Below are 23,829 nucleotides of genomic sequence, written 5' to 3' on the forward strand. Positions count from 1 at the left end.
CTACCCGGCGGGGTACTGAACCGTCGCCGGGCCCGCGACCCGCCGGCCGGACCCGGCCACTAACATCGGCGCATGGACCGGGTGACAGCCGCCGACGTGCGGGACGCCGTCAATCTCGCGGCGGACGTGCTGGCTGCGGCAGCCGAGCGAGACTGGCGGGTGCCGGCCGGCGATCTCGCCTGGGACTGCTGGGAGACCGTCGAACACATCGCCGACGACCTGTTCTTCTACGCCGGACAGCTCGGGCCGAGGCGGCCGTCCCTCGAGGGGCCCGTCCCGTTCGGCTGGGCCTACCGGCGGCCCGGCGGACCCGCACTCACCATCTGGGCGGTGCCCGAGGACGGCAACGCCGGGCTGCTGCAGGTGCTCGAGGCCGCGGGCGCCCTGCTCGCCGCCATGGTCGAGGTGACCCCGCCCGAGGTCCGCGCCCACCACGTCTTCGGTGCCGCGGACGCTGAGGGGTTCGCGGCCATGGGCGTCGTGGAGACCCTCGTGCACCTGCGGGACGTCGCCGACGGGCTCGACCTCGAATGGGCGCCGCCGCCGGAGCTGTGCCGGCGCGTGCTGGCCCGCCTCTTCCCGGACGCTCCGACCGAAACGGACCCCTGGCCGACGCTGCTCTGGGCGACCGGCCGGGCCACGCTGCCGGGCCGCGAACGCCTCGCGTCCTGGCGATGGGACGGCACCCCTCGGTAGAGCCGAGCGCATGGTGTCGTCCCGCTCCTCGCGGCTACGTGCGCGAGGCGCCGGGATCGTCACGGAAGGACAGCCCGGCCGCGTCCATCGCCGTTCGCAGGTGGCGAAGGGCGTAAGGCCCGACTCCATGTAGCGCCAGCACGTCGCTCTCACTGAGTCTGGCCACCTGTTCGAGCCGGACGACGCCGTGCGCGGTGAGCGCACGTGTCGCGGCAGCGCCGAGGTGTGGCAGCGGGATGCCCGGCTCCGGTACCGGCCGACCCCGGGCCGACCGGGGATGACCCTCGTGGTCCAGGACGGCGGCGCCACGCGCCGACAGCCGGTACCCGATGTCGAGCGATTCGGTCAGGCCGCGCTCCTTGAGCTTGCGCACGTTCTGTTTGAACGACGGGGTGTCTCGCCCCATCCGTTGTGCGAGGTCGGGTGCCCGGGTGGCCGGCAGTTCGTCGATCAGCAGGAGCGTCGCCCGGGTCCACGGCCCGGTCGGCGAGGCACGGTCGAGCCGGTCGAGCCACGCGACGATCGCGTCGATCTCCGCAGCGTCGGGTACCGCCTCCCGCAGCGCGTGCCGCGGGTCGACGCCCGCGTACCGTAGCCCGATCCGATACACCGGCCGGTCGCAATGAAGGCGGTCCAGCCCGTGGCGGAGCGCGGCCAGCGACGCCGCGCCCGCCCGGCGGGCGTCCGCGGCGGTCAGCGAACTCACGGGCACGCGGTCGACGGACGTGACCTCGACCAGTCCGACCGCGGTACGCATCCGGGTGCCGACCCTGACCCGAGGCCGTTCCCACCGGCGGAACGCCACGTCGACATCGCCGGCACGGATCGCCGCCAGCTCTGCGGGACGTATCAGCACGCCACCCAGTTCAACACACGCCACGACCCGTCGTCGCCCCTGTCCGGTTCTGGCGCGGACCCATCCCCCGTTTGGATGTGAGGTCGGCTGGGCTGGGGGAGGCGAAGATGTTGATCACCGCCTACCGTCCGCCTGGTGAGGACGTGACCGTCCAGATGGCCGCCATCGACGCGATGACGAGTGCCGTGGACGGGCAGGCCGCCAGACCGGCCGGCAAGTAGAAGGAACAGCAACCGGCGCGGTCGGTTTGCCTGACCCACCACCCACCCCGGCCTGCCCGACAGAATCCCCCACCGCACCCACCGCGCGGAAGCCAGACCCCCCCACCCCAAGGTGCACGCCCAGCCCGACCACGCCTCCAGCGGCGAGCAACCAAACGCGGCCGCAACAGGCTCCCAACCGTCCCAGCGCAACCAAACTGAGCTACCCCGCCGAAAGATTGAGCTCGAAGCTGTACCGGCTGGCCCGGTACAGATGGGACCCGTACTCCAACGCCCGGCCGCTCACATCCCACGCCGTCCGCGTCATGGTCAGCAGCGACGCCCCGCGCTTCTCCCGCAGGGTCCGCGCCTCCGCCGTGTTAGCCGACCGGGCGCCGATGACCTGGGTAGCGATGCGCGGCACGAAGCCCGCGCGGCGCAGCAACTCGTAGAGGCCGTGCGTGGCCAGGTCCTGCCTCTCGAGCTCGATCAGGTCCACCGGGATCGCGTTGTGCATCAGCGCGAGCGGCTCGCCGCCGGCGTAGCGCAGCCGCTCGATCCACGTGACCGCCGTGCCCGGCTCCAGCCCGAGCGCCACCGCGGCATCGGCTGGTGCCGGAATCACCCGCAGGTCGAGGACCTCGGTCCGCGGTTCGCGGTCCGAGCTGACCAGGTCGTCGTACAGGCTGGACAGTTCCACCGGGCGGCGGACCTTGGGGTGCACCACCTGGGTGCCGACGCCGCGCTTGCGCACAAGCATGCCGCGTTCCACCAGGTACTGGATCGCGCGGCGGGTGGTCGGCCGGGAGACGCCCAGGCGTTCGGCGAGGTCGACCTCGTTCTCGATGCGGGCGCCGACGCCGATCTCACCACGCTCGATGAGCTCCTGCAGACGGCTCGCCACCTGGAAGTAGAGGGGCACGGGGCTGGTCCGGTCGACCTCGACGGGGCGCACCGGACTACGCGGAGGGGAGAGATCAGGTGCCACGGGACCCCCTAGGTTTTTCAGTTTGTCATGACAAACTATTGACGTGGAAGCCCCCACGTTATTACATCGAAACGAACCGAGATAGCCGAGCCGGCCCCCCACCCCCGGCCGCAGGATCCGTTTCACCGCGCCGTAACCAGCACGGCATGCGCGGCGCCACCGCGCCCGAAATCTCCCGTACCGTCCATCTGTCTACCGCTTGGGGGGCGCATGCCCGCAGACGAGGTACTGACCATGGGACGTATCGGCGTCGACCTGTACCCACAACAGGTCGGAGTGTCGCTGCGCGAGGTCCGGACGTTCGCGAAATTCCTCGGCGGCAGCCCCACCAACGTCGCCGTCGCCGCCGCCCGGTACGGGCGCCGCAGCGCCGTCATCAGCCGCACCGGCGCCGACCCGTTCGGCGAGTTCATCCACGACGCGCTGCGCGGCTTCAACGTGGACGACCGCTTCGTCGCGCCCGTCGCCTCGCTGCCGACCCCGGTGACGTTCTGCGAGATCTTTCCCCCGGACGACTTCCCGCTCTACTTCTACCGCTTCCCCAAGGCGCCGGACCTGGAGATCGACGAGTCCGAACTGGATCTCGAGGCGATCCGCGCCGCGGAGGTCTTCTGGGTCACCGGCACCGGCCTGTGCCAGTCGCCCTCGCGGGAGGCGACCCTCGCCGCGCTGCGGGCCCGCGACGGCGCCGGCATCACCGTCCTCGACCTCGACTACCGCCCGATGTTCTGGGAGTCGCGGGAGGAGGCCCGGCACTGGGTGCGGCAGGCCCTGCCCTACGTGGACGTCGCCGTCGGCAACCTCGACGAGTGCGAGACCGCGGTCGGTGTCCGCGAGCCGCGCGGCGCGGCCCGGGCGTTGCACGACGCCGGCGTCGGCCTCGCTGTCGTGAAGCAGGGGCCGCTCGGCGTGCTCGCCTCGGGCGACCACGGCAAGGAGGAGGTCCAGGTGCCGCCCGTCGCGGTCGAGGTGGTCAACGGGCTCGGCGCGGGCGACGCGTTCGGCGGTGCCCTCTGCCACGGCCTGCTCGCCGGCTGGGACACCGAGACGACCATGCGCTTCTGCAACGCCGCCGGCGCCATCGTCGCCACCCGGCTCTCCTGCGCCGACGCCATGCCCACCGAGTCCGAGGTCCGCGACCTGATCGGCGGTGCGAGCGCCCGTGCTTGACGTCGGAGAACTCGTCGCCGCCCGCGCCGACCGGCCCGGCGCGATCGCGGCCGCCGCGGCCCGGCGCCGCCGGCCCACCTCGTGGCGCGGCGAGCACGGCCGGATGATGATCATCGCCGCCGACCACCCGGCCCGCGGCGCGCTGCGCGCCGGTTCCGACCCGCTGGCCATGGGCAACCGCGCCGACCTGCTGCGGCGCATCTGCACCGCGCTCGGGCGGCCGGGTGTCAACGGCGTGCTCGGCACGCCGGACATCCTCGAGGATCTGCTGCTGCTCGGCGCGCTCGACGACAAGGTCGTCATCGGGTCGATGAACCGGGGCGGCCTCGCCGGCACCAGCTTCGAGCTGGACGACCGGTTCACCGCGTACGACGGCGACAGCCTCGCCGCGGCCGGGTTCTCCGGAGGCAAGATGCTGCTGCGCATCGACCCGGACGACGCCGGCACCGTGGCCACGCTGGAGAGCTGCGGGCGGGCCGTCGGCGACCTCGCCGCGCACGGGCTGATGGCGATGGTCGAGCCCTTCATCTCGCACCGCTTCGACGGCCGGGTCCGCAACGAACTCACCGCCGACTCGATGATCCGGGCGATGACCGTCGCCGCGGGGCTCGGCACGACCTCGGCGTACACGTGGCTCAAGGTGCCCGTGGTCGACGAGATGGAACGGGTCATGGCCGCCACGACGCTGCCCGCGCTGATCCTCGGCGGCGAGGTGTCCGACGACGCCGACGCCGCGTACGTGCAGTGGGGCAAGGCCCTGGTCCTGCCGACCGTGCAGGGCCTGGTGATCGGGCGCAGCCTGCTCTACCCGCCGGGCGGGGACGTCGCGTCGGCGGTCGACCGGGCGGTGAGCCTGCTATGACGCATCTGCGCAGGGGAACGGCCGGATCCCGGCCGTTCGAGACGGTGGTGACGCCGGAGAGCGCCGGCTGGGGCTTCAGCGGGCTGCGGATCCTGGACCTGGCCATCGGCACCCGGGCCACCTTCCACACCGGGGACGAGGAGATGATCGTCCTGCCGCTGGCCGGCGGCTGCGACGTCACCTGCGACGACGAGCGGGTCACCCTGACCGGGCGGCGTTCGGTCTTCTCCCGGGTCACCGACTTCGCCTACCTGCCGCCCGACTCGTCCGTCGTCGTGCGTACCCCCAACGGCGGGCGGTTCGCGCTGCCCGCCGCCCGCGCCGAGCGGCGGCTGCCGTTCCGCTACGGGCCGGCCGACGCGGTGCCGGTCGAGCTGCGCGGCGCGGGCCAGGCCAGCCGCCAGGTCAACAACTTCTGCACGCCGGAGTCGTTCGAGGCCGACCGCCTGATCGCGGTCGAGGTGCTCACCCCCGGCGGCAACTGGTCGTCGTACCCGCCGCACAAGCACGACACGCCGGGCGAGGAGGAGAACGCGCTCGAGGAGATCTACTACTTCGAGGTCGCCGCCTCGCCGGTGGGCGCGCCCGGCGTCGGCTACCAGCGCGTGTACGGGCACCCGGACCACCCCATCGACGTCTGCGCCGAGGTGCGCAGCGGCGACGTCGTGCTGATCCCGTACGGCTGGCACGGCCCGTCGATGGCCGCACCCGGCTACGACCTCTACTACCTCAACGTCATGGCGGGAGCGGGGGAGCGCCGGTGGCTCTTCTCCGACGACCCGGAGCACGCCTGGGTCCGCGGCTCCTGGAGCCACCAGGAGCCGGACCCCCGGCTGCCGCTCACCTCGACAACGGAAAGGAGGCGCACGTGAGGCTCACTGTCGCCCAGGCCCTCGTCAGGTTCCTGGCCAATCAGTGGACCGAGCGCGACGGCGTGGAGCAGCGCACGGTCGCGGGCTGCTTCGGCATCTTCGGCCACGGCAACGTCGCCGGCGTCGGCCAGGCCCTGCTGCAGGCGCAGCGGACCGGCCGGGACGGCCCGGGCCTGCCCTATCACCTCGCCCGCAACGAGCAGGCCATGGTGCACGCGGCGGTCGGCTACGCCCGGATGCGCGACCGGCTGTCCACGATGGCCTGCACCGCCTCGATCGGGCCCGGCTCCACCAACATGCTGACCGGCGCGGCCCTCGCCACCGTGAACCGGATCCCGGTCCTGCTGCTGCCGAGCGACGTCTTCGCCACCCGGGCCGCCTCCCCGGTGCTGCAGGAGCTGGAGGATCCGCGCTCCTACGACGTGTCCGTCAACGACGCGTTCCGGCCGCTGTCGCGCTTCTTCGACCGGGTCTGGCGGCCCGAGCAGCTGCCGTCGGCGCTGCTGGCCGCGATGCGGGTGCTCACCGATCCGGTCGAGACGGGCGCGGTCACGCTCTGCCTGCCGCAGGACGTACAGGCGGAGGCCTTCGACTTCCCGGACGCGCTGTTCGCCCGGCGGGTGTGGCACGTGGCCCGCCCGGTGCCGGAGCCGGTCGCGGTCGCGCGGGCCGCCGAGGTCATCCGCTCGGCCCGGCGGCCGCTGATCATCGCCGGCGGCGGGGTCATCTATTCGCGGGCCTCCGCGGAGCTGGACGCCCTCGCCCGGGCCACGGGGATCCCGGTCGCCGACACCCAGGCCGGCAAGGGCGCGCTGAGCTGGGACCACCCGAACTCGGTCGGCGGGGTCGGCTCGACCGGCACGCCGGTCGCCAACCGGCTGGCCCGGGAGGCGGACGTGATCATCGGCGTCGGCACGCGGTACAGCGACTTCACCACCGCCTCGCGGACGGCCTTCGCGAACCCCGCCGTCCGCTTCGTCAACGTCAACATCGCCTCCTTCGACGCCGCCAAGCAGTCGGCGGTGCCGCTGGTGGCGGACGCGCGGGCGGCGCTGGCCGCCCTCACCACGGCGCTCGACGGCCACGTCGCGGACGTCGCCTTCGCCGGCGACGTCGCCGCCTGGCAGCGGAGGGTCGACGAGGCCTACCACCTCGGGCACGGCCCGCTGCCGGCGCAGAGCGAGGTCATCGGCGCGGTCAACGACGCCTGCGGCGAGCGCGACGTCGTGGTGCAGGCGGCCGGCAGCATGCCCGGGGACCTGCAGCTGCTCTGGCGGGCCCGGGACCCGAAGCAGTACCACGTGGAGTACGGCTACTCCTGCATGGGCTTCGAGATCGCCGGCGCGCTCGGCATCAAGCTGGCCGACCCGGACCGCGAGGTGTACGCGCTGGTCGGCGACGGCTCGTACCTGATGATGGCGCAGGAGATCGTCACCGCCGTCGCCGAGGGAATCAAGCTCGTCGTGGTCCTGGTGCAGAACCACGGCTTCGCCTCCATCGGCGCGCTGTCGGAGTCGCTCGGCTCGCAGCGCTTCGGCACCAGCTACCGCTACCGCGGCGCCCACGACGACTACGACGGCGCCCGGCTGCCGGTCGACCTGGCGGCCAACGCCGAGAGCCTCGGCGCGAACGTCATCCGGTGCCGCACGATCGCGGACCTGACCGAGGGCCTCAAGCGGGCCCGGGAGGCCGACCGGCTCACGGTGGTGCACATCGAGACCGACCCGCTCTCCCCGGTGCCGTCGAGCGAGAGCTGGTGGGACGTGCCCGTCTCCGAGGTCTCCGAGCTCGAGAGCACCCGCGCCGCGCGCACCGCGTACGACGTGGCCAAGCAGGGCCAGCGGCCGTACCTCTAGAAGGGACCCGAGTTGACAACCATCGAGCACTGTATCGGCGGCCGTATCACCGCCGGGGCCGCGACCCGCCGCGCCGCGGTCTACAACCCCGCGACCGGGCAGCGGCAGCACGAGGTGGTGCTGGCCGAGCCCGCCGACGTGGACGCGGCCGTCGCGGCGGCCAAGGCGGCCTTCACGACCTGGAGCCAGGCGTCGCTCAGCGCCCGGACGAAGATCATGTTCAACTTCCGGGAGCTGGTCAACGCCAACGTCGGCCGGCTCGCCGAGCTCGTCTCGGACGAGCACGGCAAGGTGCTCAGCGACGCCGCGGGCGAGGTGCAGCGCGGCCTCGAGGTCGTCGAGTTCGCCTGCGGCATCCCGCAGCTGCTCAAGGGCGAATACTCGGACCAGGCCTCGACCGGCGTGGACGTGTTCAGCTTCCGCGAGCCGCTCGGCGTCTGCGCCGGCATCACCCCGTTCAACTTCCCGGTGATGGTTCCGATGTGGATGTACCCGGTGGCGATCGCCTGCGGCAACACGTTCGTGCTCAAGCCCAGCGAGCGCGACCCGTCGGCCTCGAACTTCATCGCGGACCTCTGGCGCCGCGCCGGCCTGCCGGACGGGGTCTTCAACGTGGTGCACGGCGACAAGGTCGCGGTCGACGCGCTGCTGGAGCACCCCGACGTCGCGGCGGTCTCGTTCGTCGGCTCCACGCCGATCGCCCGCTACCTGCACGGCAAGGCCTCCGCCGCGGGCAAGCGGGTGCAGGCCCTCGGCGGGGCCAAGAACCACGCGGTCGTCCTGCCGGACGCCGACCTGGACTACGCCGCGAACCACCTCGCGGCGGCCGCCTTCGGCTCGGCCGGCGAGCGCTGCATGGCGATCTCCGCGGCCGTCGTGGTCGGCACCGCCGGTGACCCGCTGACGGACATCCTGACCCGCAAGGCGAACGAGGTCGTGGTCGGCTCGGGCCGCGATCCGAAGAGCGAGATGGGCCCGGTGGTCACGGCCGAGGCCCGCGACCGCATCGAGGGCCTCATCGGCTCCGGCGAGCGGCAGGGCGCCAAGGTGCTGGTCGATGGCCGCGGCCTCGAGGTGCCCGGATTCTCCGACGGCTTCTTCGTCGGGCCGACCGTCATCGACCAGGTGCAGACCTCGATGGACGTCTACACCGAGGAGATCTTCGGGCCGGTGCTCTCGGTGGTGCGCAGCGACAGCGTCGAGGCCGCGATCGACCTGATCAACGCCAACCCGTACGGCAACGGCACGGCCCTGTTCACCAACAGCGGGGAGGCCGCGCGACGGTTCCAGCGCGGGGTCCGCGTCGGCATGATCGGGATCAACGTCCCGGTCCCGGTGCCGATGGCCTACTACTCCTTCGGCGGCTGGAAGGACTCCCTTTTCGGCGACAAGCACATTCACGGCCCTGAGGGCGTCTCGTTCTACACCCGCGGCAAGGTCGTCACCTCACGCTGGCCGCACGTCGAGTCCGCGCACGGCGCCAGCATGCACTTCCCGACCGCTACCTGACCCCTTCGCAGTCCTTCGCACCGTCCCCCAACCGGAGGCAGCAATGTACAGATCCGTTCGAACAGTGAGCATCGCGCTAGTCGCCTGCCTGGCGGTGGCCGCCACCGCCTGCAGCAGCCAGGGTGGCGCGCAGGAGGAGGAGAAGAACTCGGGCGGCGGCGGCACCAACACCGCGGCCGGCCCCCGGCTGAAGATGGCCATGGTGACGCACGCACCGGCCGGCGACACCTTCTTCGACATCATCCGCAAGGGCGCCGACGCCGCGGCCGCCAACGACAACGTCGAGTACACGTACTCCAACGACGGCGACCCGACCCGCCAGGCGACGCTTATCGAGAACGCGGTCAACTCCAAGCCCGACGCGCTGCTGGTCTCCGTGCCGGCGCCCGACGCGCTCAAGGCCTCGATCCAGAAGGCCGTCGCCGCCGGCATCCCGGTCATCGGCTTCAATGCCGGCCGGGAGGCGTTCCAGGAGTGGGGCGCCGTCATGTACTTCGGCCAGGACGAGGGCATCGCGGGCAACGCGGCCGGCGTCCGGCTCAAGCAGGAGAGCGCGGGCAAGGTGCTGTGCGTGATCCAGGCACAGGGCCAGTCGCAGCTCGAGGCGCGCTGCAACGGCGTGAAGGCCGGCTTCGGCGGTGAGGTCGAGAACATCAACGTCAACGGCACGGACCTGACCTCCGTACGCTCGACGCTCGAGTCGAAGCTGCGCCAGGACCCGGCGATCACCCACGTCATCACCCTCGGGGCGCCGTTCGCACTGACTGCGCTGCAGGCCAAGCAGGCCTCGAACAGCAAGACGACGATCGTCACGTTCGACACCAACTCCGAGCTCGTCGGCAAGATCGAGTCCGGTGAGATCGCCTGGGCGGTCGACCAGCAGCCGTACCTGCAGGGCTACATGTCCGTCGACGCGGCGGCCTTCTACATCCGCAACGGCAACGTGCTGGGCGGTGGGAAAGAGGTCCTGACCGGACCGGCCTTCATCGACAAGAGCAACATCGCCGCCGTGAGCAAGTACGCCAAGGCGGGCACCCGCTAGCTCGCCGGCGGGGCCTCCGGGCGCGACCCGGCGGCCCCGCCACCCCCCACGTAGGAGATTCGGATGAGTCAGACCCTGGTGGCGCCGCCCCCGGCGCCCTCGACCGACGAACGGCTCGCACGGAAATCGATGCTCGGGCGGCTGATGGCCAGACCCGAGGTCGGTGCGCTGGCGGGCGCGGTCGTCATCTACGTGTTGTTCTTCGTCGTCGCGCCGCCGTTCCGCGAGGCGCCCTCGCTGGCGACCGTCCTCTACCAGAGCTCCCTGTACGGCATTCCCGCGGTCGGCGTGGCACTGCTGATGATCGGCGGCGAGTTCGACCTGTCGGCCGGCGTCTCGGTCATCACCGCCTCGCTTGTCGCGTCCATGACCGCGTACCAGCTCAGCGTGAACGTCTGGGTCGGCGTGCTGGTCTCGCTGGTCGTGGCGCTCGGCATCGGGCTGCTCAACGGCTATCTGCTGGTGAAGACGCGACTGCCCAGCTTCCTGGTCACCCTGGCCACGTTCTTCATGCTCACCGGCCTCAACCTGGCCGTCACCAAGATCGTTTCCGGCGGCGTGGCGACCAAGGACATCTCCGACATCGACGGGTTCGACAGCGCGCACGCGTTCTTCGCCTCGGACGTCGTGATCGGCGGGATGAACCTGCGGATCACGCTGTTCTGGTGGGCCGTCTTCGTCGCCGTGGCGACCTGGGTGCTGCTGCGCACCCGTACCGGGAACTGGATCTTCGCCGTCGGCGGAGCCGACGCCAGCGCGCGTGCGGTGGGCGTACCCGTGAAGAAGGTCAAGATCGGCCTGTTCATGACGGTGTCGTTCGTCTGCTGGTTCACCGGCATGCACATCCTGTTCTCGTTCAACACCGTGCAGTCCGGCCAGGGCCCCGGCAACGAGTTCCTCTACATCATCGCGGCGGTCGTCGGCGGCTGCCTGCTCACCGGCGGGTACGGCTCGGCCGTCGGCGCCGCCATCGGCGCCTTCATCTTCGGCATGACCGAGCAGGGCATCGTGCTGGCCGGCTGGGAGGCCGACTGGTTCAAGTTCTTCCTCGGCGCGATGCTGCTGGGCGCGACCCTGCTCAACGTGTACATCCGGCAACGGGCGGAGACCAGGCTATGACAACCGAGACGAAGGCCGAGACCGCCACGCCGCTGGTCAAGCTCACCGGCGCGGGCAAGAACTACGGCAACATCAACGCGCTCAGCGGCATCGACCTGGAGGTCGGCGCGTCCGAGGTGACCTGCGTGCTCGGCGACAACGGCGCCGGCAAGTCCACCCTTATCAAGATCATCGCGGGTCTGCACCAGCACACGTCCGGCACCTACGAGGTCGCCGGCAACGAGGTCCACTTCAACTCGCCGCGCGAGGCGCTCGAGCTCGGCATCGCCACGGTCTACCAGGACCTCGCCGTGGTCCCGCTGATGCCGGTCTGGCGCAACTTCTTCCTCGGCAACGAGGTCCGCAAGCGGCTGGGCATGGACATCGCGTTCATGCGGCGGACCGCCAAGAAGGAACTGCTCGACATGGGCATCGACCTGCGCGACGTCGAGCAGCCGATCGGCACCCTCTCCGGCGGCGAACGCCAGTGCGTCGCGATCAGCCGGGCCGTCTACTTCGGCGCCAAGGTGCTGATCCTCGACGAGCCCACCGCCGCGCTCGGCGTCAAACAGTCCGGTGTGGTCCTCAAATACATCCTCCAGGCCCGCGAGCGGGGCCTCGGCGTCATCTTCATCACGCACAACCCGCACCACGCGTTCCCGGTCGGCGACCGGTTCCTGCTGCTCAAGCGCGGCCGGACGCTCGGCTACTACCGCAAGAACGAGATCACCCGCGACGAGCTGACCGCCCTGATGGCCGGCGGCGCCGAGCTCGAGGAGCTCAGCCACGAGCTCAGCGCACAGGACGGCGCGGTGTCGGCGGCCGCGGCGAAGATGCTGGAGGACGAAGTGCACGATCTCGGGATCACGGGGAAGACGCCGTGACGCAGTTGCGGCTCGGCAGCTGCCCCGACTCGTGGGGCGTCTGGTTCGCCGACGATCCGCGGCAGACGCCGTGGCAGCGGTTCCTCGACGAACTCGCCGGCGTCGGCTACCGGTGGCTGGAGCTGGGCCCGTACGGATATCTGCCGACCGACCCGGCCCGCCTGCGCGACGAGCTCGCGTCCCGGGAACTGCGGGTCTCGGCTGGCACCATGCACGGCTACAGCGGCCTGCACCGCTCGGACGCGTACCCGGAGATCCAGGAACGCACCCGGGCGGTGGCCGAGCTGACCGCCGCCATGGGCGCCCGGGACCTGGTCTTCGTGCCGGTGCCGGGCTTCCGCGACGACACCACCGGCGACTACCTGGAGGCCGGCGTCCTCGACGACGACGGGTGGAAGACCCTGGTGCGCTCCACCAACGACCTCGGCCGCATGCTGGCCGAGGACTACGGGGTGCGCATGCAGTTCCACCACCACGCCGACAGCTACGTCGAGACCCGGCCGCAGATCGACCGGCTGCTCGCCGACACGGACCCCGCGTACGTGTCGATCTGCCTGGACACCGGGCACCTCGCCTACGCCGGCGGTGACGCGGCACGGTTGATCGCCGACCACCCGGACCGGATCGGCTACCTGCACATCAAGCAGATGGATCCGGAGATCGTGGCCAGGGCGCGGGCCGAGGACCTCGCCTTCGGCCAGGCGGTGGCGCTCGGCGCGAGCTGCGAGCCCCCGGCCGGAGTCCCGGACATCCCGTCGGTGGTCCGCGCGCTCGAGGAGAGAGGAACGGACACCTTCGTGATCGTCGAACAGGACATGTACCCCGTCGGGTTCGACGTGCCGGCGCCGATCGCGGCCCGCACGTACGCCTATCTCCGCGCCGCCGGAGTCGGAGGGACGTCATGACGCTGCGGGTGGGGGTGATCGGCACCGGCATGATCGGCCGGGACCACATCCGGCGGATGACCACGGTGCTGGCGGGGGTGACGGTCGCCGCCGTCACCGACGTCGACGTGGAGACGGCCAAGAAGGTCGCCGAGGGCCTGCCCGGCGCCGTGCTGCACGCCACCGGCGAGGAACTGATCGCCGACCCGGCGGTCGACGCGGTCGTCGTCTGCTCGTGGGGGCCGACCCACGAGCAGTACGTGTGTGCGTCCGTCGCGGCCGGCAAGCCGGTCTTCTGCGAGAAGCCGCTGGCCACGACCCAGGACGCCTGCCGGCGCATCGTCGAGGCCGAGGTCGCGGCGGGCCGGCGGCTGGTGCAGGTCGGCTACATGCGCCGGTACGACGCGGCGTACCGGGCGCTCAAGCGGGTGGTCGACAGCGGCCGGATCGGCACGCCGCTGATGATGCACTGCGCGCACCGCAACGCCGACGTCCCGTCCTTCTACGAGAAGGAGAGCGCGATCACCGACACCGCGGTTCACGAGATCGACATGGTGCGCTGGATGTTCGGCGAGGAGATCACCGCCGCCCGGGTGCTGATCCCGCGCAAGAGCCGCAACGGCGGCCCGCTGCAGGACCCGCTCCTGCTGATCCTTGAGATGGCCGGCGGCGCGCTCGTCGACGTCGAGATCTCCGTCAACATCCGGTACGGCTACGACATCCGCGGCGAGGTCGTCGGCGAGGACGGCACGGCGGCCCTCGGCGACCTCAGCCCGGTGCTGGTCCGCAGCGCCGGGCAGGCGGCGACGCCGGTGCCGGTGGACTGGCGGGAGCGCTTCCTGCTCGCGTACGACGTGGAGCTCCAGGAGTGGATCGACTCGATAGCGCTCGGGGGAGCACCGCAGGGCCCGAGCGCCTGGGACGGCTACGCCGCGGCGGTGGTCTCCGACTCCGGGGTCGAGGCGTTGCGCACCGGCGCCCGCGTACCGGTGACGCTCGCGCCCCGGCCCGCGCTGTACGACGCCGGAGCGGGGGCGCCGCGGTGAGGATCGCGCTGGATCCGTACATGCTGCGCCGGGTGCCGCTGCTCTCCCTGCCGCGGGTCGTCGCCGACCTGGGCTACCGCCACATCGAGCTGTCGCCGCGGGACGACTTCATGCCGTTCTTCCTGCACCCGCGCGCGTCCTCGGCGGACGTGGCGGCGTTGCGGCGCGAGCTGGCCGCGGCCGAGGTCTCGGTGGCGTCGGTGCTGCCCCTCTACAAGTGGTCGGGCCCCGACGAGGACGAACGCCAGGCGGCCGTCCGATACTGGAAACGAGCCATCGAGATCACCGTGGACCTCGGCGTGGACGTGATGAACTCCGAGTTCAACGGCCGCCCAAAGGCGCCGGCGGCGAGCGAGGCCCAGTTCTGGAGATCGCTGGAGGAGCTGCTGCCGATCTTCGAGCGCGAGGGGGTCCGGCTGGTCCTGGAACCACACCCGGACGACTTCGTCGAGGACGGCGTCGCCGCGGTGAACCTGGTCAAGGGGATCAACTCACCGCTGGTGACGTTCCTCTACTGCGCGCCGCACACCTTCCACCAGGGCGGTGACCTGGCGGCGGTGATGCGCCACGCGGGGCCGCTGCTGACCCACGTACACATCGCGGACAGCTTCGACCACCGGGGCTCATCGGGCCTGCGATACATCGTGAACCCGCCGGGCTCGACGGTCCGCGTCCATCAGCACCTGGACATCGGCCAGGGCGAGGTGGAGTGGGACCTGTTCTTCCGCACGCTGGCCGAGACGGGATTCGACGGCATCGCGACCGTCTGCGTCTTCGCCTGGGAGGAACGGGCCGAGGAGAGCTCCCGCTTCAACCTCGCCCAGGTCGACCAGTACCTGTCCAAGTACGCCACGGCGTGAGCCTCGGGCGTCCCGGCCCTGGGGCGCCCGCGACGTCGGCCCCCGGTCAGGTGATCGGGACGCCGGTGATGCGGAGGCGGTCGGGCACGTCGATGGTGACGGTCCGGGTGCCGGCCGGCGGCGCCGGGAACCACAGGGACAGGACCTGTTCGCTCTGCGGCGGGATCGGCTGGTTGAGCAGTCGGTCGCAGAGGCAACGGTGGCTGCCCGGCCTGATCTCGTAGTCGAGACCGTACGACGCGGTGTCGCCCACCAGCAGCCGGACCCCCGCCGCGCCGTACGGTGCGTAAGGATCGAACTCGTCGCGGACCGTGAAGACGCCCTGGCCGAGGAGGTCGAGGATCGTCGCCTTGCGTTCCCCGGTGTTGCGGGCCGTGAGATTCACCAGCAGGAACGGCCCCCGAACCGTCGCCGCCCCGGGCACGAACCGGATCGTGCCGCGGTTGAGTGGCAGCGCGACCTCGACCCCGTCCGGCGCGCTGCCCTGCTCACCCTTGGTCTCGGGAAGAGCGACCGGCGTCCCCCGCGGCCCCGGCGCTGTGCCCCGCTCGCGGAAGGTGATGGTGACCCGGCGGTTCAGCGCGCGGTTGGCCGCCGAGTCATTGGGCACGGTCGGCTCGGTCTCGCCCCGGGCCGCGACGGTCTTGGGCCAGTCGCCGTCCGGCAGCCGGCCGCGCAGAGCGTCGGCAACCACCCGCGCCCGTTGCTGCGAAAGGACCTGGTTGTGCGCGGCGGACCCACTGCTGTCGGTATGCCCGGTGACCGTCAGCGGCCCGGCCCCCGCGGCCGCCAGATCGGCGACCGCCGCGTCGATGGTCTTCGTGGCGCCGGGCGTGAGCCTCGCGCTGTCGAGCCGGAACAGCACGTCGGTGTCCAGATTGATGTCCACCCGCTCAGCCGAGCGCCGGGTACGAAGCCCGACATCCAGCCTCTCCGTGTACGCGTCGAGCGCCGCCGCCTGCGAAGCGGCGGCATCGGCCAGGTCAAGGGGCCTCTGCACCCGGTTGGCGCCGTCACGCTCGGCGGGCGGCGCGGGCACGGCCCCGGCGACGACGGGCACATCGGTGAACACGCCCGCGTAGGGCAGCATCACGGAGAGCCGGTCCACGCCGGCCGGCACCCCGCGGAACGCGGCCTGCATCGGCCGGGACTCACCCGGCCTGATCAGTAACAGTCCGGTGCATACGCAACCGTCGCCGGCCCGCGTCTCCGAGACCAGGTAGACCCGGCGCCCGGCCTCGTCAACGAGCCGCGGCGCATCGAACGACGTGGAGAGAATCGTCGAGAAGTGTTTACTGACCACGGCGGCGCCCCCGGCCCCGCTCGCGGCCCTGTCGAGGGTCGTCCCGATTGTCAGGACCACCGTGTCCCCGGACCGGATCAGCGGTCCGACGCTCATCCGAAGCAGATCACCGGCGGCGTCGACGGACCGCGTCTGCACGGGACCGGCGGGCGGAGCGGCGCTCGGCGGCCCGCTCGGGGAGGGTTTGTCGCCACCGGTTGGGGGCGTGGCCGGATCGTCGGTGCACCCGGCGGCGGCCAGCATCACCAGCCCAGCGGTGACCACCGCGAGTACACGCCGCACGTAACCTCCCACCGCCGCCGCCAACTCGCGCCAGCTTAAGCGGCGCTCACCAGCCCGCTCGGACCCGTCTTCCCGGCCTGCCCGGCGTGCTCGGCGTGCTCGGCCTGCCCGGCGTGCTCGGCCTGCCCGGCGTGCTCGGCGTGCCCGGCGTTCCTGGCGTGTCTGGCGTGCCCGGCGTGTCCGGCCTGCCGGGCCTGCCCGGCGTTCCTGGCGTGTCTGGCGTGCCCGGCGTGCCTGGCCTGCCCGGCGTGCCTGGCCTGCCCGACGTGTCCGGCCTGCTTGGCGGGCCCGGCCCGCTTGGCCTGCCCGGCGTCCGGCGTTCGGCGTTCGGCGTGCCCGGCCCGGTGGCGTGCCCGGTCTGCCCGGGCGTGCCCGGGCGCTTGGCCTGCTCGGCTGCGCGGCCTCGCTCGGCATGTGTCGCCTTACCCGGGCCAGCATGGCCGAACGGCTGCTCAGCTCCGGTCGCCCAGCCTGCCCGATCGGCGCTGCCCGGTCGGCTGCCCGGCCGGCGCCGCCTGGCTCGGGTGGCTCGGGCTGTTCGGTTCGGGCTGTGCGGTCGGGTCGGGTGGGCTGGGGTGCTTATCGGAGGGTTACCGGTAGGCCGGAGGTTGCCGCGTACATCAGGGCTTCGCAGGTGGTTGCCTGGGCTATCGCATCCTCGCGGGCGAACGTCAGCGGCGGCCCGCCGGTGATCGCCGCTGACACGGTTTCGAATTCGATTCGGTAGGGGTCCGCTTCCGATCCCGTGAGGGCGTGTTGACCGGCCGGGTCGACCGGGATCTGTTCGGTCACGCCCTTGCGGGTCAGCTCCGGGTGACCGTTGCGGCAGATCCACGGGTCCGGGATCCGCAGTGATCCCTCCGTGCCGATCAGCTCGAGTTCGTCGGCTCGCGGGAGGTCCAGGGCCGTGTCGAAGGTGGCCAGCGCCCCGCCGGGCAGCCGGATGAGTGCGGAGAATCGCACGTCGACGCCGTCGAAGACCGCTTCCGCGGTCACCCGGTCCGGCTCGCCGCCGAAGAGCCGGATCGCGCTCGTGCAGTAGCCGCCCAGGTCGGCGAGGGCGCCGCCGGCCAGCGGCACCGAGCGGCGGATGTCGCCCGGGCCGGCCGTGTTGCGCAGGGCAGTGCGGATGTGGGCGATGCGGCCGATCGTGCCGCCGTCGACGAGTTCGCGGGCCAGGGTCGTCTGGGGGTGCAGGCGCCACATGAAGCCCTCGGTCAGGATCCGGCCCGCCGCGGCGGCGGCGTCGAAGCAGCGGACGGCGTCGGCCCGGGTGGCGGTGAGCGGCTTCTCGCAAAAGGACGTGTTTGCCGGCACGCAGGGCCTTGATCGTCCACTCGGCGTGCAGTGCGTTGGGGAGGGCGACGTAGACCGCGTCGATCCGGTCCGTGGCCAGCAACTCCTCATAGGAGCCGAAGGCGGCGGCGATTCCCGTCGATGCGGCGAACGCCGCCGCCTTCGCAGTGTCGCGGCTGGCGACCGCGGCGAACGTGCCGGGGTTGGCCGCGACGACGGTGCGGCCGATCGTGGCGGTCGACAGCAGACCCCAGCGGAACCGAGCCATGGTCACGCTCCCGCCATGGTCAGATCCCGGCCTTCGCGCCGGCCGCCAGCAGGTTCTCCGCGGCGAGGCGCAGGCCCTCGACCTGGTCGAACTCCTGGTCCTCGTGCTCGATGTTGACCGCCATGTCGGGATCGACGGCGTGCAGGGCCTGCAGGAACGGAACCCAGAAGTCCTCGACGCCGTGCCCGCGACCGACCGCAACGAACTCCCACGCCGGGTCCCGCGGCCACCGGTTGAGGGTGTTGGCGCCGCCGAGGTTCACCGGGTTCGCGTCGGCAGGCGTGCGCGTGAACCGGTCGTCCAGCACGCCGTACAGCTTGACGTTGTCGGGGTTGATGCGGGTGTCCTTGGCGGCCGCGTGGAAGACCAGGTCGCCCAGGTGTTCCACGCAGGCGACCGGGTCCATGCCCTGCCAGAAGAGGTGGCTGGGGTCCAGCTCGGCCCCGACGTGGGTGGCGTTGGTCTGTTCGACGAGGCGTTGCAGGGTCGGCGGGTTGAAGACGAGGTTCTGCGGGTGCATCTCGATGCAGATCTTGACGTCGGCCGCCGCCGCGCGGACGTCGACGTCCTTCCAGAACGGGATCGCCACCTGCTGCCACTGGTAGTCGAGGATGTCGAGGTACTGGCTGTCCCACGGGTTGACGATCCAGTTCGCGGCGGTGCTGCCGGAGTGCGCGGCGGGCAGGCCGGACATCGCCACGATCCGCTTCACGCCGAGCGCGGCCGCGACGTCGATGGCGCGGTGCAGGTCGGCGGCGTGGCGCGGGCCGACCCGGGGGTCCGGGTTGAGCGGGTTGCCGTTGACGTTCAGGCCGGTCAGGGTGATGCCGGCCTGGGCGAAGCGGCCGAGGTATTCCTCGCGGGCGCCGGCGCCGGCCAGGATGTCGTCGATCGGCAGGTGCGGCGCGGGCACGAAGCCGCCCGCGTTGATCTCCGCGCTGGTCAGGCCCAGCTCACCGAGGATCTTGAGGGTCTCGTCGAGGGAACGGTCATGCAGGCACGCGGTGTAGGCGCCGAGCTTCATGCGGCTATGCCTTTCCGGGTTCAGAAGTGGACGGGCTTGTCGGTGGCGGACACGATCGCGTCGAGAACGCGCAGGTTGTGCAGCCCGTGCGCCAGGTCGGGGCACGGCGGGATCTGCTCGATCCCGGCGATCTGGTCGAGGAAGGCGCGGGCCTGGAACAGGAAGAAGTCGTTCTGCCCGTGGCCGACGGTGGGGAAATCCATGGGCAGTCCGCGCGAGATGTACGGGTGCCACGGTCCGATGTAGACCTGCCGGGCACCGTTGACGGCCTGCCCGGGGCCGCCGTCGATGATGCTGAACTCGGCCGGCCGGGTCAGGTCGAACGACGCGGTCCCGTTCTCGCAGAACAGGTCGAGGCGCAGCGAGTTGGCGTGCCCGAACGCCACCCGGGACAGCGAGAACGTGCCGAGCGTGCCGCCGCCGTACGTCGCGGTGAACGTGCAGATGTCCTCGTTCTCCACCGGGACCCGCTCGTCGCTGATCTTGACGCCGCCGGAGTGTCCGACGGCCACCCCGAGCGGCTTCGGCCGGGAGGTGATCAGCGTGCTGAGCGAGGTGCCCTGCACCCCGGTGGTCGGGCCGCAGAAGAACTCGGCGAGGTCGACCAGGTGGCTGCCGATGTCGGCGAGCACGCCGGAGCCCGGCCCGCCCAGGTAGCGCCAGCTCATCGGGCGCTGGGGGTCGAATCCGTAGTCGGTCCAGTAGTTGCCGACGATGTGTCGCACCCGGCCGAGCCCGCCGTGCAGGACCTGCTCGCGGATGGCGTTGACGGCGGGGGAGCGGCGGAAGGTGAAGCCGACCGCGGCGACGCGGTCGGTGGCCGCGGCGGCGTCGACCATGGCCTGCGCGTCGCCGACGCTCGGTGCGAGCGGCTTCTCGCAGAGGACGTGCTTGCCGGCCGCCAGCGCCGCCTCGACGATCTCGCGGTGCAGGCTGTTGGCGACGGCGACGCTGACAGCGTCGATGTCGGGCGCGTCGATGACGGCGCGCCAGTCGGTCTCGGCGCGGGAGTAGCCGTAGCGCCGGGCGGCGTCGGCCGCGAAGGGCTCGTGCACGTCGGCGATGGCGACGAGGCGCGGCGCCGGGCCCGCCTCGAAGACGGTGGCGGCGTTTCGGTAGGCGTTGGCGTGGGCGCGGCCGACCATGCCGGCACCGATGACGGCTACGCCGAGGGACGGATGTGCCATGTGCGAGGACCTCCGGCTGTGGGGGAGCGGAGTTGCGGTCGGGGGTTTTTAAAGCGCTTTAACTTCGAGTACTATCCGAGTCGATCTCGTTTTGTGTCAAGGGTGTCGGCGGAGGTTCTGTAGTGGATCAAAGACCCCGGCTCGATGACGTGGCCGCACGCGTCGGCGTCTCCACCGCGTCGGTCTCGCTGGTGCTGCGCGGCGCGCCGGGCCCGAGTGCGGAGACCCGCCGCCGCGTGCTCGAGGCGGCCGCCGAGCTGGGTTACCGTGCCGACCGCACGGCGAGTCTGCTGGCCCGCAGACGCCGGCACCTGCTCGGCGTCATGCTCGACATCCGCAGCGCCTTCCACGCCGAGCTGGTGGAGGAGATCCAGGCCGAGGCCGACCGGATCGGCTACGAGGTGGTGCTCTCCACGCTCACCCGGCACCGCGATGAGGACCGGGCGGTGGAGACGCTGCTCGACTTCCGCTGCGAGGCAATGCTCTTGCTCGGCCCGGACGCCGCGGATCAGCGGCTCGCCGCGCTCGCCGCGCAGGTCCCGGTGGTGTCGATCGGCCGTCGCGTCGCGGTCGGCGACGTCGACGTGGTCCGTTCGGCCGATCACATCGGGGTGTCTGAGGCGCTCAGTCATCTGATCGGTCTCGGTCACCGGCGCATCGCGTTCGTCGACGGCGGCCGCGGTGTCGTGTCCGCCGCGCGGCGGCGCGGATACCGCGACGGCATGCGCCGCGCGGGACTCGCCGACGAGATCAGGATCGTGCCCGGCGACCACACCGAGGAGGGCGGGATGCGCGCGGGCCGCCTGCTCGCGGCCGGCCACGACCGGCCGTCGGCCGTCGTGGCCTCCAACGACCGCTGCGCCGTCGGCCTCATGGACGCGTTCCTGCGCGCCGGCCTGGACGTGCCCGGGCAGATCTCAGTCATCGGGTACGACGACAGCACGCTCGCGCGCCTCGCACACATCGACCTGACGACGGTCAACCAGGACCCGGCGGCCCAGGCCGAGCACGCGGTGCTCGCCGCGGTGCAGCGGCTGGACGAGGGCCGGAGCCAGCGCATGGAGGTGGTGCTCAACCCGCGCCTGGTCGTGCGCGGAAGCACCGCTCGGGCGTCCCCCGTGGCCCCGTCGTGACGGGCCGGCGTGCACCGCCGCGCCGCCGGGCGGCGGAACTCCCGGGTACGCGCGGGATGGTGCATACCGCACGTCAACCGCCGGAATTCCTTCAATCCGGTAACGGCGGGTGAAGTCGGGCGGGTTGGCGCGCCCGCCGTCACTAGCGTGTTGCGGATGCGCTGGACGTGGGCCTGTCTGACCGTTCTCGCCGCGTCCGTCGTGGCGGTGCCGGTGTCGTTACCGTCCGCCGCGGTCTGGAAGCGTGTACCGGCGCGCCCCGCGGTTCTCGAGATTCCGCCGGCCGCGCCAGCGCCGCCCGGGCTGCCGGTGATCGACTACGTGACGGGGCCGCGGGGCCTGCCGGCGGACACCGGCCGGCTGTCCGACACGGGCGTGCATCCCGCCGGGAAGGTCGTCGTCTACGACGCCCCCGGCGGCCGGCCGCGGGCCATCCTCCCGCCGGAGATCAGCGGGCTGGAGGTGGTTTTGCCGGTCGTCTCGCGGCGATCCGGCTGGGTGGCGGTGCTGATGCCCACGGCGAACCGGCGGATGGGCTGGCTGCCGCCGCACGGATGGTCCGCCCGGACGCTGCGCGACCATCTGGTGGTGCGGCGCAGAGCGCACGAGCTGACCTGGTTCCGCGACGGCGTGCGGCAGGCGAGCTGGACCGTCGCCACGGGCGCGGCCGCGACGCCCACCCCGCTGGGGCGCACCTTCGTGCTGGGCGCGACGGGCACCCGCGGCGGCGCCTACGCCGGGCTGGACGCCCTGGTTCTCGGGTCGGTGCCCGAGGACCGGGACGCGGTCGCCTGGTCCCTGCGTGGCGCGCACACCGGGGTGCACGGCTGGCGCAGCGAGGACGCGTTCGGCCGCAGCATCTCCAACGGGTGCATCCGGATGCCGCCGGCGGGCCAGCGCCAGCTGTTGCGCCACATCACCCCGGGAACCCCCGTAACGGTCGTCGACTGAGCGGCCTGGCGCCACGCCCGGCCGGTCCGCGGCGCGGGTGGATCGGGGCGGGTTGGCTCCGCGGCGCGGGCCGGCTGGGGACGCGGTCGTCGCGGCGCTGCGTGGCTGGGGGTGGTGGCTCCGCAGCGCGGGTGGCTGGGGGCGTGAGTGCTCGCGGACCTGCGCGGATGGGCGGTGGGTGGCTCTGCGGCGCGGGCGGCTGGCGGCGTGGGCGGTTCCGCGGCGCGGGTGGCCGAGGGCTCGGGTGGCTCGCGGACCTGCGTGGATGGGCGTGAGTGGCTCCGGGGGCCGGGTGGCCCGCGGCACTGCGTGGATGGGTGCGTGGGCGGTTCCGCGGCGTGGGTGGCTGGGGCGTGGGGTGGCCTGGGCCCTGCGTGGATGGGCGCGTGGGTGGCTGCGGGGCGTGGATGGTCGGGTGTGGGTAGCCGCGGCGTGGATGGCCCCGCGGCCCTGTGTGGATGGGTGCGTGGGCGGTTCCGCGGCGCGGGCGGCCGGGGCGTGGGTGGCTCGCGGCGGCGCTGCGTGGCTGAGGGTGCGCGGGAGGCTCGTGGCCCTGCGGGACTGGTGGCCCGGCGGGGCGTGGTTGGCTGGCGGCGCTCAGGCTGGGCGCGTGGGTGGCTCGCCGCGTGGTTGGCTCGCGGTTCGGCCTCGTCGCGGTGGAGCGGACGCCGCTCACCGGGCGCTGGGGCCGTACCGGAATGGCTGGAACTTTTGTGGGACGGGCAGCGACCAATGACCGTGCCCGGCGCCCCGGCCGGGTTTGATCTGGAAGGTTTTCGATGTCCCTGTTGAAGCGTTCGGCCGTGGTGGCCGGGATGGTCGCCGCGTTCACGCTCGCCCTCGCGGGGCCCGCGGCCGCGCACGTCACGGTGAATCCGAACACGGCCGTTCAGGGCGGCCACACCAAGGTCACTTTCCGGGTACCGAACGAGAGCGACGACACCAACACCGTCAAGGTCGAGGTCAACCTGCCTATCGACACCCCGTTCGCGTCGGTGTCGCTCAAGCCGGTGGCCGGGTGGACCATGGTGGCCGAGAAGGCGAAGCTGGCCAAGCCCATCGAGGCGCACGGTACGCAGCTCAACGAGGCCGTCTCGAAGATCACCTGGACCGCGACCGGGGACGCCGCGATCAAGCCCGGGCAGTTCCAGGAGTTCGACGTCTCGCTCGGGCCGCTGCCGCAGGTGCCGCAGGTGGTCTTCAAGGCGCTGCAGACCTACTCCGACGGCACCGTGGTGCGCTGGATCGACGAGCCCACCACCGACGGCACCGAGCCGGAGAAGCCCGCGCCCGTTCTGAAGCTCACCGCGGGCACCGACACGCACGCCGCCGCGGGTGCGCCCGCCGAGGCGCCCGCCCCCGCGGAGGCCGAGGCCGACGGCAACGGGACCTGGGTCGGGGTGGTCGGCATCGCGCTCGGCCTGGCCGCCCTGGTGCTCGGCCTGCTCGCTTACCGCCGGAGCGCTGCCGGCGCGGCGAAGGCGGAGTAGGCGACGATCGGGTAACCCGGCGGGCGCTGCCGCGACGCGGCGGCAGCGCCCGCCGGGATTACCCGCGCGCCC

Annotated in this window: 21 protein-coding genes and 1 pseudogene; 15 read left to right on the plus strand and 7 right to left on the minus strand. The window is 72.2% G+C overall.

Translation table 11 applies throughout. The features are described 5' to 3' along the window. Window positions 1-72 precede the first annotated feature (72 nt). Window positions 73-696: a hypothetical protein gene (locus AB0B58_RS00705; protein WP_360215159.1), complete on the plus strand. Its 624-nt coding sequence runs from the start codon at window positions 73-75 to the stop codon at window positions 694-696. Window positions 697-730: 34 nt separating this feature from the next. Here AB0B58_RS00705 and AB0B58_RS00710 read toward each other — a convergent pair whose 3' ends face one another. Both AB0B58_RS00710 and AB0B58_RS00715 read right to left on the minus strand, forming a co-directional pair. Then, the gene (locus AB0B58_RS00710; protein ID WP_360215162.1) at window positions 731-1,552 is read right to left on the minus strand and encodes a hypothetical protein; all 822 of its coding nucleotides are present in this window, start codon (window positions 1,550-1,552) and stop codon (window positions 731-733) included. 423 nt (window positions 1,553-1,975) lie between these two features. Continuing rightward, window positions 1,976-2,707, minus strand: a complete 732-nt coding sequence (locus tag AB0B58_RS00715) for a GntR family transcriptional regulator (protein ID WP_360215165.1) — start codon at window positions 2,705-2,707, stop codon at window positions 1,976-1,978. A 243-nt stretch (window positions 2,708-2,950) separates the two neighbouring features. Between AB0B58_RS00715 and iolC the strand changes: the two genes are divergently transcribed. The 11 genes from iolC to AB0B58_RS00770 all read left to right on the plus strand — a co-directional run bounded on the left by iolC (window position 2,951) and on the right by AB0B58_RS00770 (window position 14,823). Beyond that, complete coding sequence (gene iolC, locus AB0B58_RS00720) at window positions 2,951-3,910, plus strand: 5-dehydro-2-deoxygluconokinase (protein WP_360215168.1); 960 nt, start codon at window positions 2,951-2,953, stop codon at window positions 3,908-3,910. Beyond that, window positions 3,903-4,772 carry an aldolase gene (locus tag AB0B58_RS00725; protein WP_360215171.1) on the plus strand — a complete coding sequence of 290 codons (870 nt, stop codon included), beginning with the start codon at window positions 3,903-3,905 and terminating at the stop codon, window positions 4,770-4,772. The genes iolC and AB0B58_RS00725 overlap by 8 nt, the downstream gene beginning before the upstream one ends. Beyond that, a complete protein-coding gene (gene iolB / locus AB0B58_RS00730; protein ID WP_360215174.1) occupies window positions 4,769-5,644 on the plus strand; it encodes a 5-deoxy-glucuronate isomerase in 876 nt (291 codons plus the stop codon). Before AB0B58_RS00725 ends, iolB begins: the two co-directional genes overlap by 4 nt. Beyond that, entirely contained in the window at window positions 5,641-7,500 is a 1,860-nt protein-coding gene (gene iolD / locus AB0B58_RS00735) for a 3D-(3,5/4)-trihydroxycyclohexane-1,2-dione acylhydrolase (decyclizing) (RefSeq protein ID WP_360215177.1), read from the plus strand. The genes iolB and iolD overlap by 4 nt, the downstream gene beginning before the upstream one ends. A 12-nt stretch (window positions 7,501-7,512) precedes the next feature. Then, window positions 7,513-9,009 (plus strand): CoA-acylating methylmalonate-semialdehyde dehydrogenase, encoded by a 1,497-nt coding sequence (locus tag AB0B58_RS00740; protein ID WP_360215180.1) that lies wholly within the window; start codon window positions 7,513-7,515, stop codon window positions 9,007-9,009. A 64-nt stretch (window positions 9,010-9,073) separates the two neighbouring features. After that, window positions 9,074-10,051 carry a substrate-binding domain-containing protein gene (locus AB0B58_RS00745; RefSeq protein WP_360215183.1) on the plus strand — a complete coding sequence of 326 codons (978 nt, stop codon included), beginning with the start codon at window positions 9,074-9,076 and terminating at the stop codon, window positions 10,049-10,051. 63 nt (window positions 10,052-10,114) lie between these two features. Then, window positions 10,115-11,170 carry an ABC transporter permease gene (locus tag AB0B58_RS00750; protein ID WP_360215186.1) on the plus strand — a complete coding sequence of 352 codons (1,056 nt, stop codon included), beginning with the start codon at window positions 10,115-10,117 and terminating at the stop codon, window positions 11,168-11,170. Further along, window positions 11,167-12,033, plus strand: coding sequence for an ATP-binding cassette domain-containing protein (locus tag AB0B58_RS00755; RefSeq protein ID WP_360215189.1), 867 nt, complete (start codon window positions 11,167-11,169; stop codon window positions 12,031-12,033). Before AB0B58_RS00750 ends, AB0B58_RS00755 begins: the two co-directional genes overlap by 4 nt. Further along, window positions 12,030-12,938 carry a TIM barrel protein gene (locus AB0B58_RS00760; RefSeq protein WP_360215192.1) on the plus strand — a complete coding sequence of 303 codons (909 nt, stop codon included), beginning with the start codon at window positions 12,030-12,032 and terminating at the stop codon, window positions 12,936-12,938. The genes AB0B58_RS00755 and AB0B58_RS00760 overlap by 4 nt, the downstream gene beginning before the upstream one ends. Then, window positions 12,935-13,963 (plus strand): Gfo/Idh/MocA family oxidoreductase, encoded by a 1,029-nt coding sequence (locus AB0B58_RS00765; protein WP_360215195.1) that lies wholly within the window; start codon window positions 12,935-12,937, stop codon window positions 13,961-13,963. Before AB0B58_RS00760 ends, AB0B58_RS00765 begins: the two co-directional genes overlap by 4 nt. Beyond that, a complete protein-coding gene (locus AB0B58_RS00770) occupies window positions 13,960-14,823 on the plus strand; it encodes a sugar phosphate isomerase/epimerase (protein WP_360215198.1) in 864 nt (287 codons plus the stop codon). The genes AB0B58_RS00765 and AB0B58_RS00770 overlap by 4 nt, the downstream gene beginning before the upstream one ends. 46 nt (window positions 14,824-14,869) lie before the next feature. Here AB0B58_RS00770 and AB0B58_RS00775 read toward each other — a convergent pair whose 3' ends face one another. The 5 genes and pseudogenes from AB0B58_RS00775 to AB0B58_RS00795 form a co-directional block, all read right to left on the minus strand. Then, on the minus strand, window positions 14,870-16,408 hold the full coding sequence (locus tag AB0B58_RS00775; protein ID WP_360215201.1) for an OmpA family protein: 1,539 nt from the start codon (window positions 16,406-16,408) through the stop codon (window positions 14,870-14,872). 579 nt (window positions 16,409-16,987) lie between these two features. After that, window positions 16,988-17,725 carry a Gfo/Idh/MocA family oxidoreductase gene (locus AB0B58_RS00780; RefSeq protein WP_360215204.1) on the minus strand — a complete coding sequence of 246 codons (738 nt, stop codon included), beginning with the start codon at window positions 17,723-17,725 and terminating at the stop codon, window positions 16,988-16,990. A gap of 37 nt (window positions 17,726-17,762) precedes the next feature. Next, window positions 17,763-17,972, minus strand: a pseudogene (locus tag AB0B58_RS00785) (Gfo/Idh/MocA family oxidoreductase); the annotation flags it as partial. A gap of 19 nt (window positions 17,973-17,991) precedes the next feature. Continuing rightward, complete coding sequence (locus AB0B58_RS00790) at window positions 17,992-18,996, minus strand: sugar phosphate isomerase/epimerase (protein WP_360215207.1); 1,005 nt, start codon at window positions 18,994-18,996, stop codon at window positions 17,992-17,994. Between the two features lie 20 nt (window positions 18,997-19,016). Further along, a complete protein-coding gene (locus tag AB0B58_RS00795; RefSeq protein WP_360215210.1) occupies window positions 19,017-20,183 on the minus strand; it encodes a Gfo/Idh/MocA family oxidoreductase in 1,167 nt (388 codons plus the stop codon). Between the two features lie 122 nt (window positions 20,184-20,305). Between AB0B58_RS00795 and AB0B58_RS00800 the strand changes: the two genes are divergently transcribed. From AB0B58_RS00800 to AB0B58_RS00810, 3 genes are all read left to right on the plus strand, one after another. Further along, on the plus strand, window positions 20,306-21,316 hold the full coding sequence (locus AB0B58_RS00800) for a LacI family DNA-binding transcriptional regulator (RefSeq protein ID WP_360215213.1): 1,011 nt from the start codon (window positions 20,306-20,308) through the stop codon (window positions 21,314-21,316). A gap of 156 nt (window positions 21,317-21,472) precedes the next feature. Further along, window positions 21,473-22,267, plus strand: coding sequence for a L,D-transpeptidase (locus tag AB0B58_RS00805; RefSeq protein ID WP_360215216.1), 795 nt, complete (start codon window positions 21,473-21,475; stop codon window positions 22,265-22,267). 779 nt (window positions 22,268-23,046) lie between these two features. Further along, entirely contained in the window at window positions 23,047-23,757 is a 711-nt protein-coding gene (locus tag AB0B58_RS00810) for a YcnI family protein (protein ID WP_360215219.1), read from the plus strand. The last annotated feature ends 72 nt before the right edge of the window (window positions 23,758-23,829 follow it).

The organism is Actinoplanes sp. NPDC049118, from assembly GCF_040648555.1.
Classification (GTDB): domain Bacteria; phylum Actinomycetota; class Actinomycetes; order Mycobacteriales; family Micromonosporaceae; genus Actinoplanes.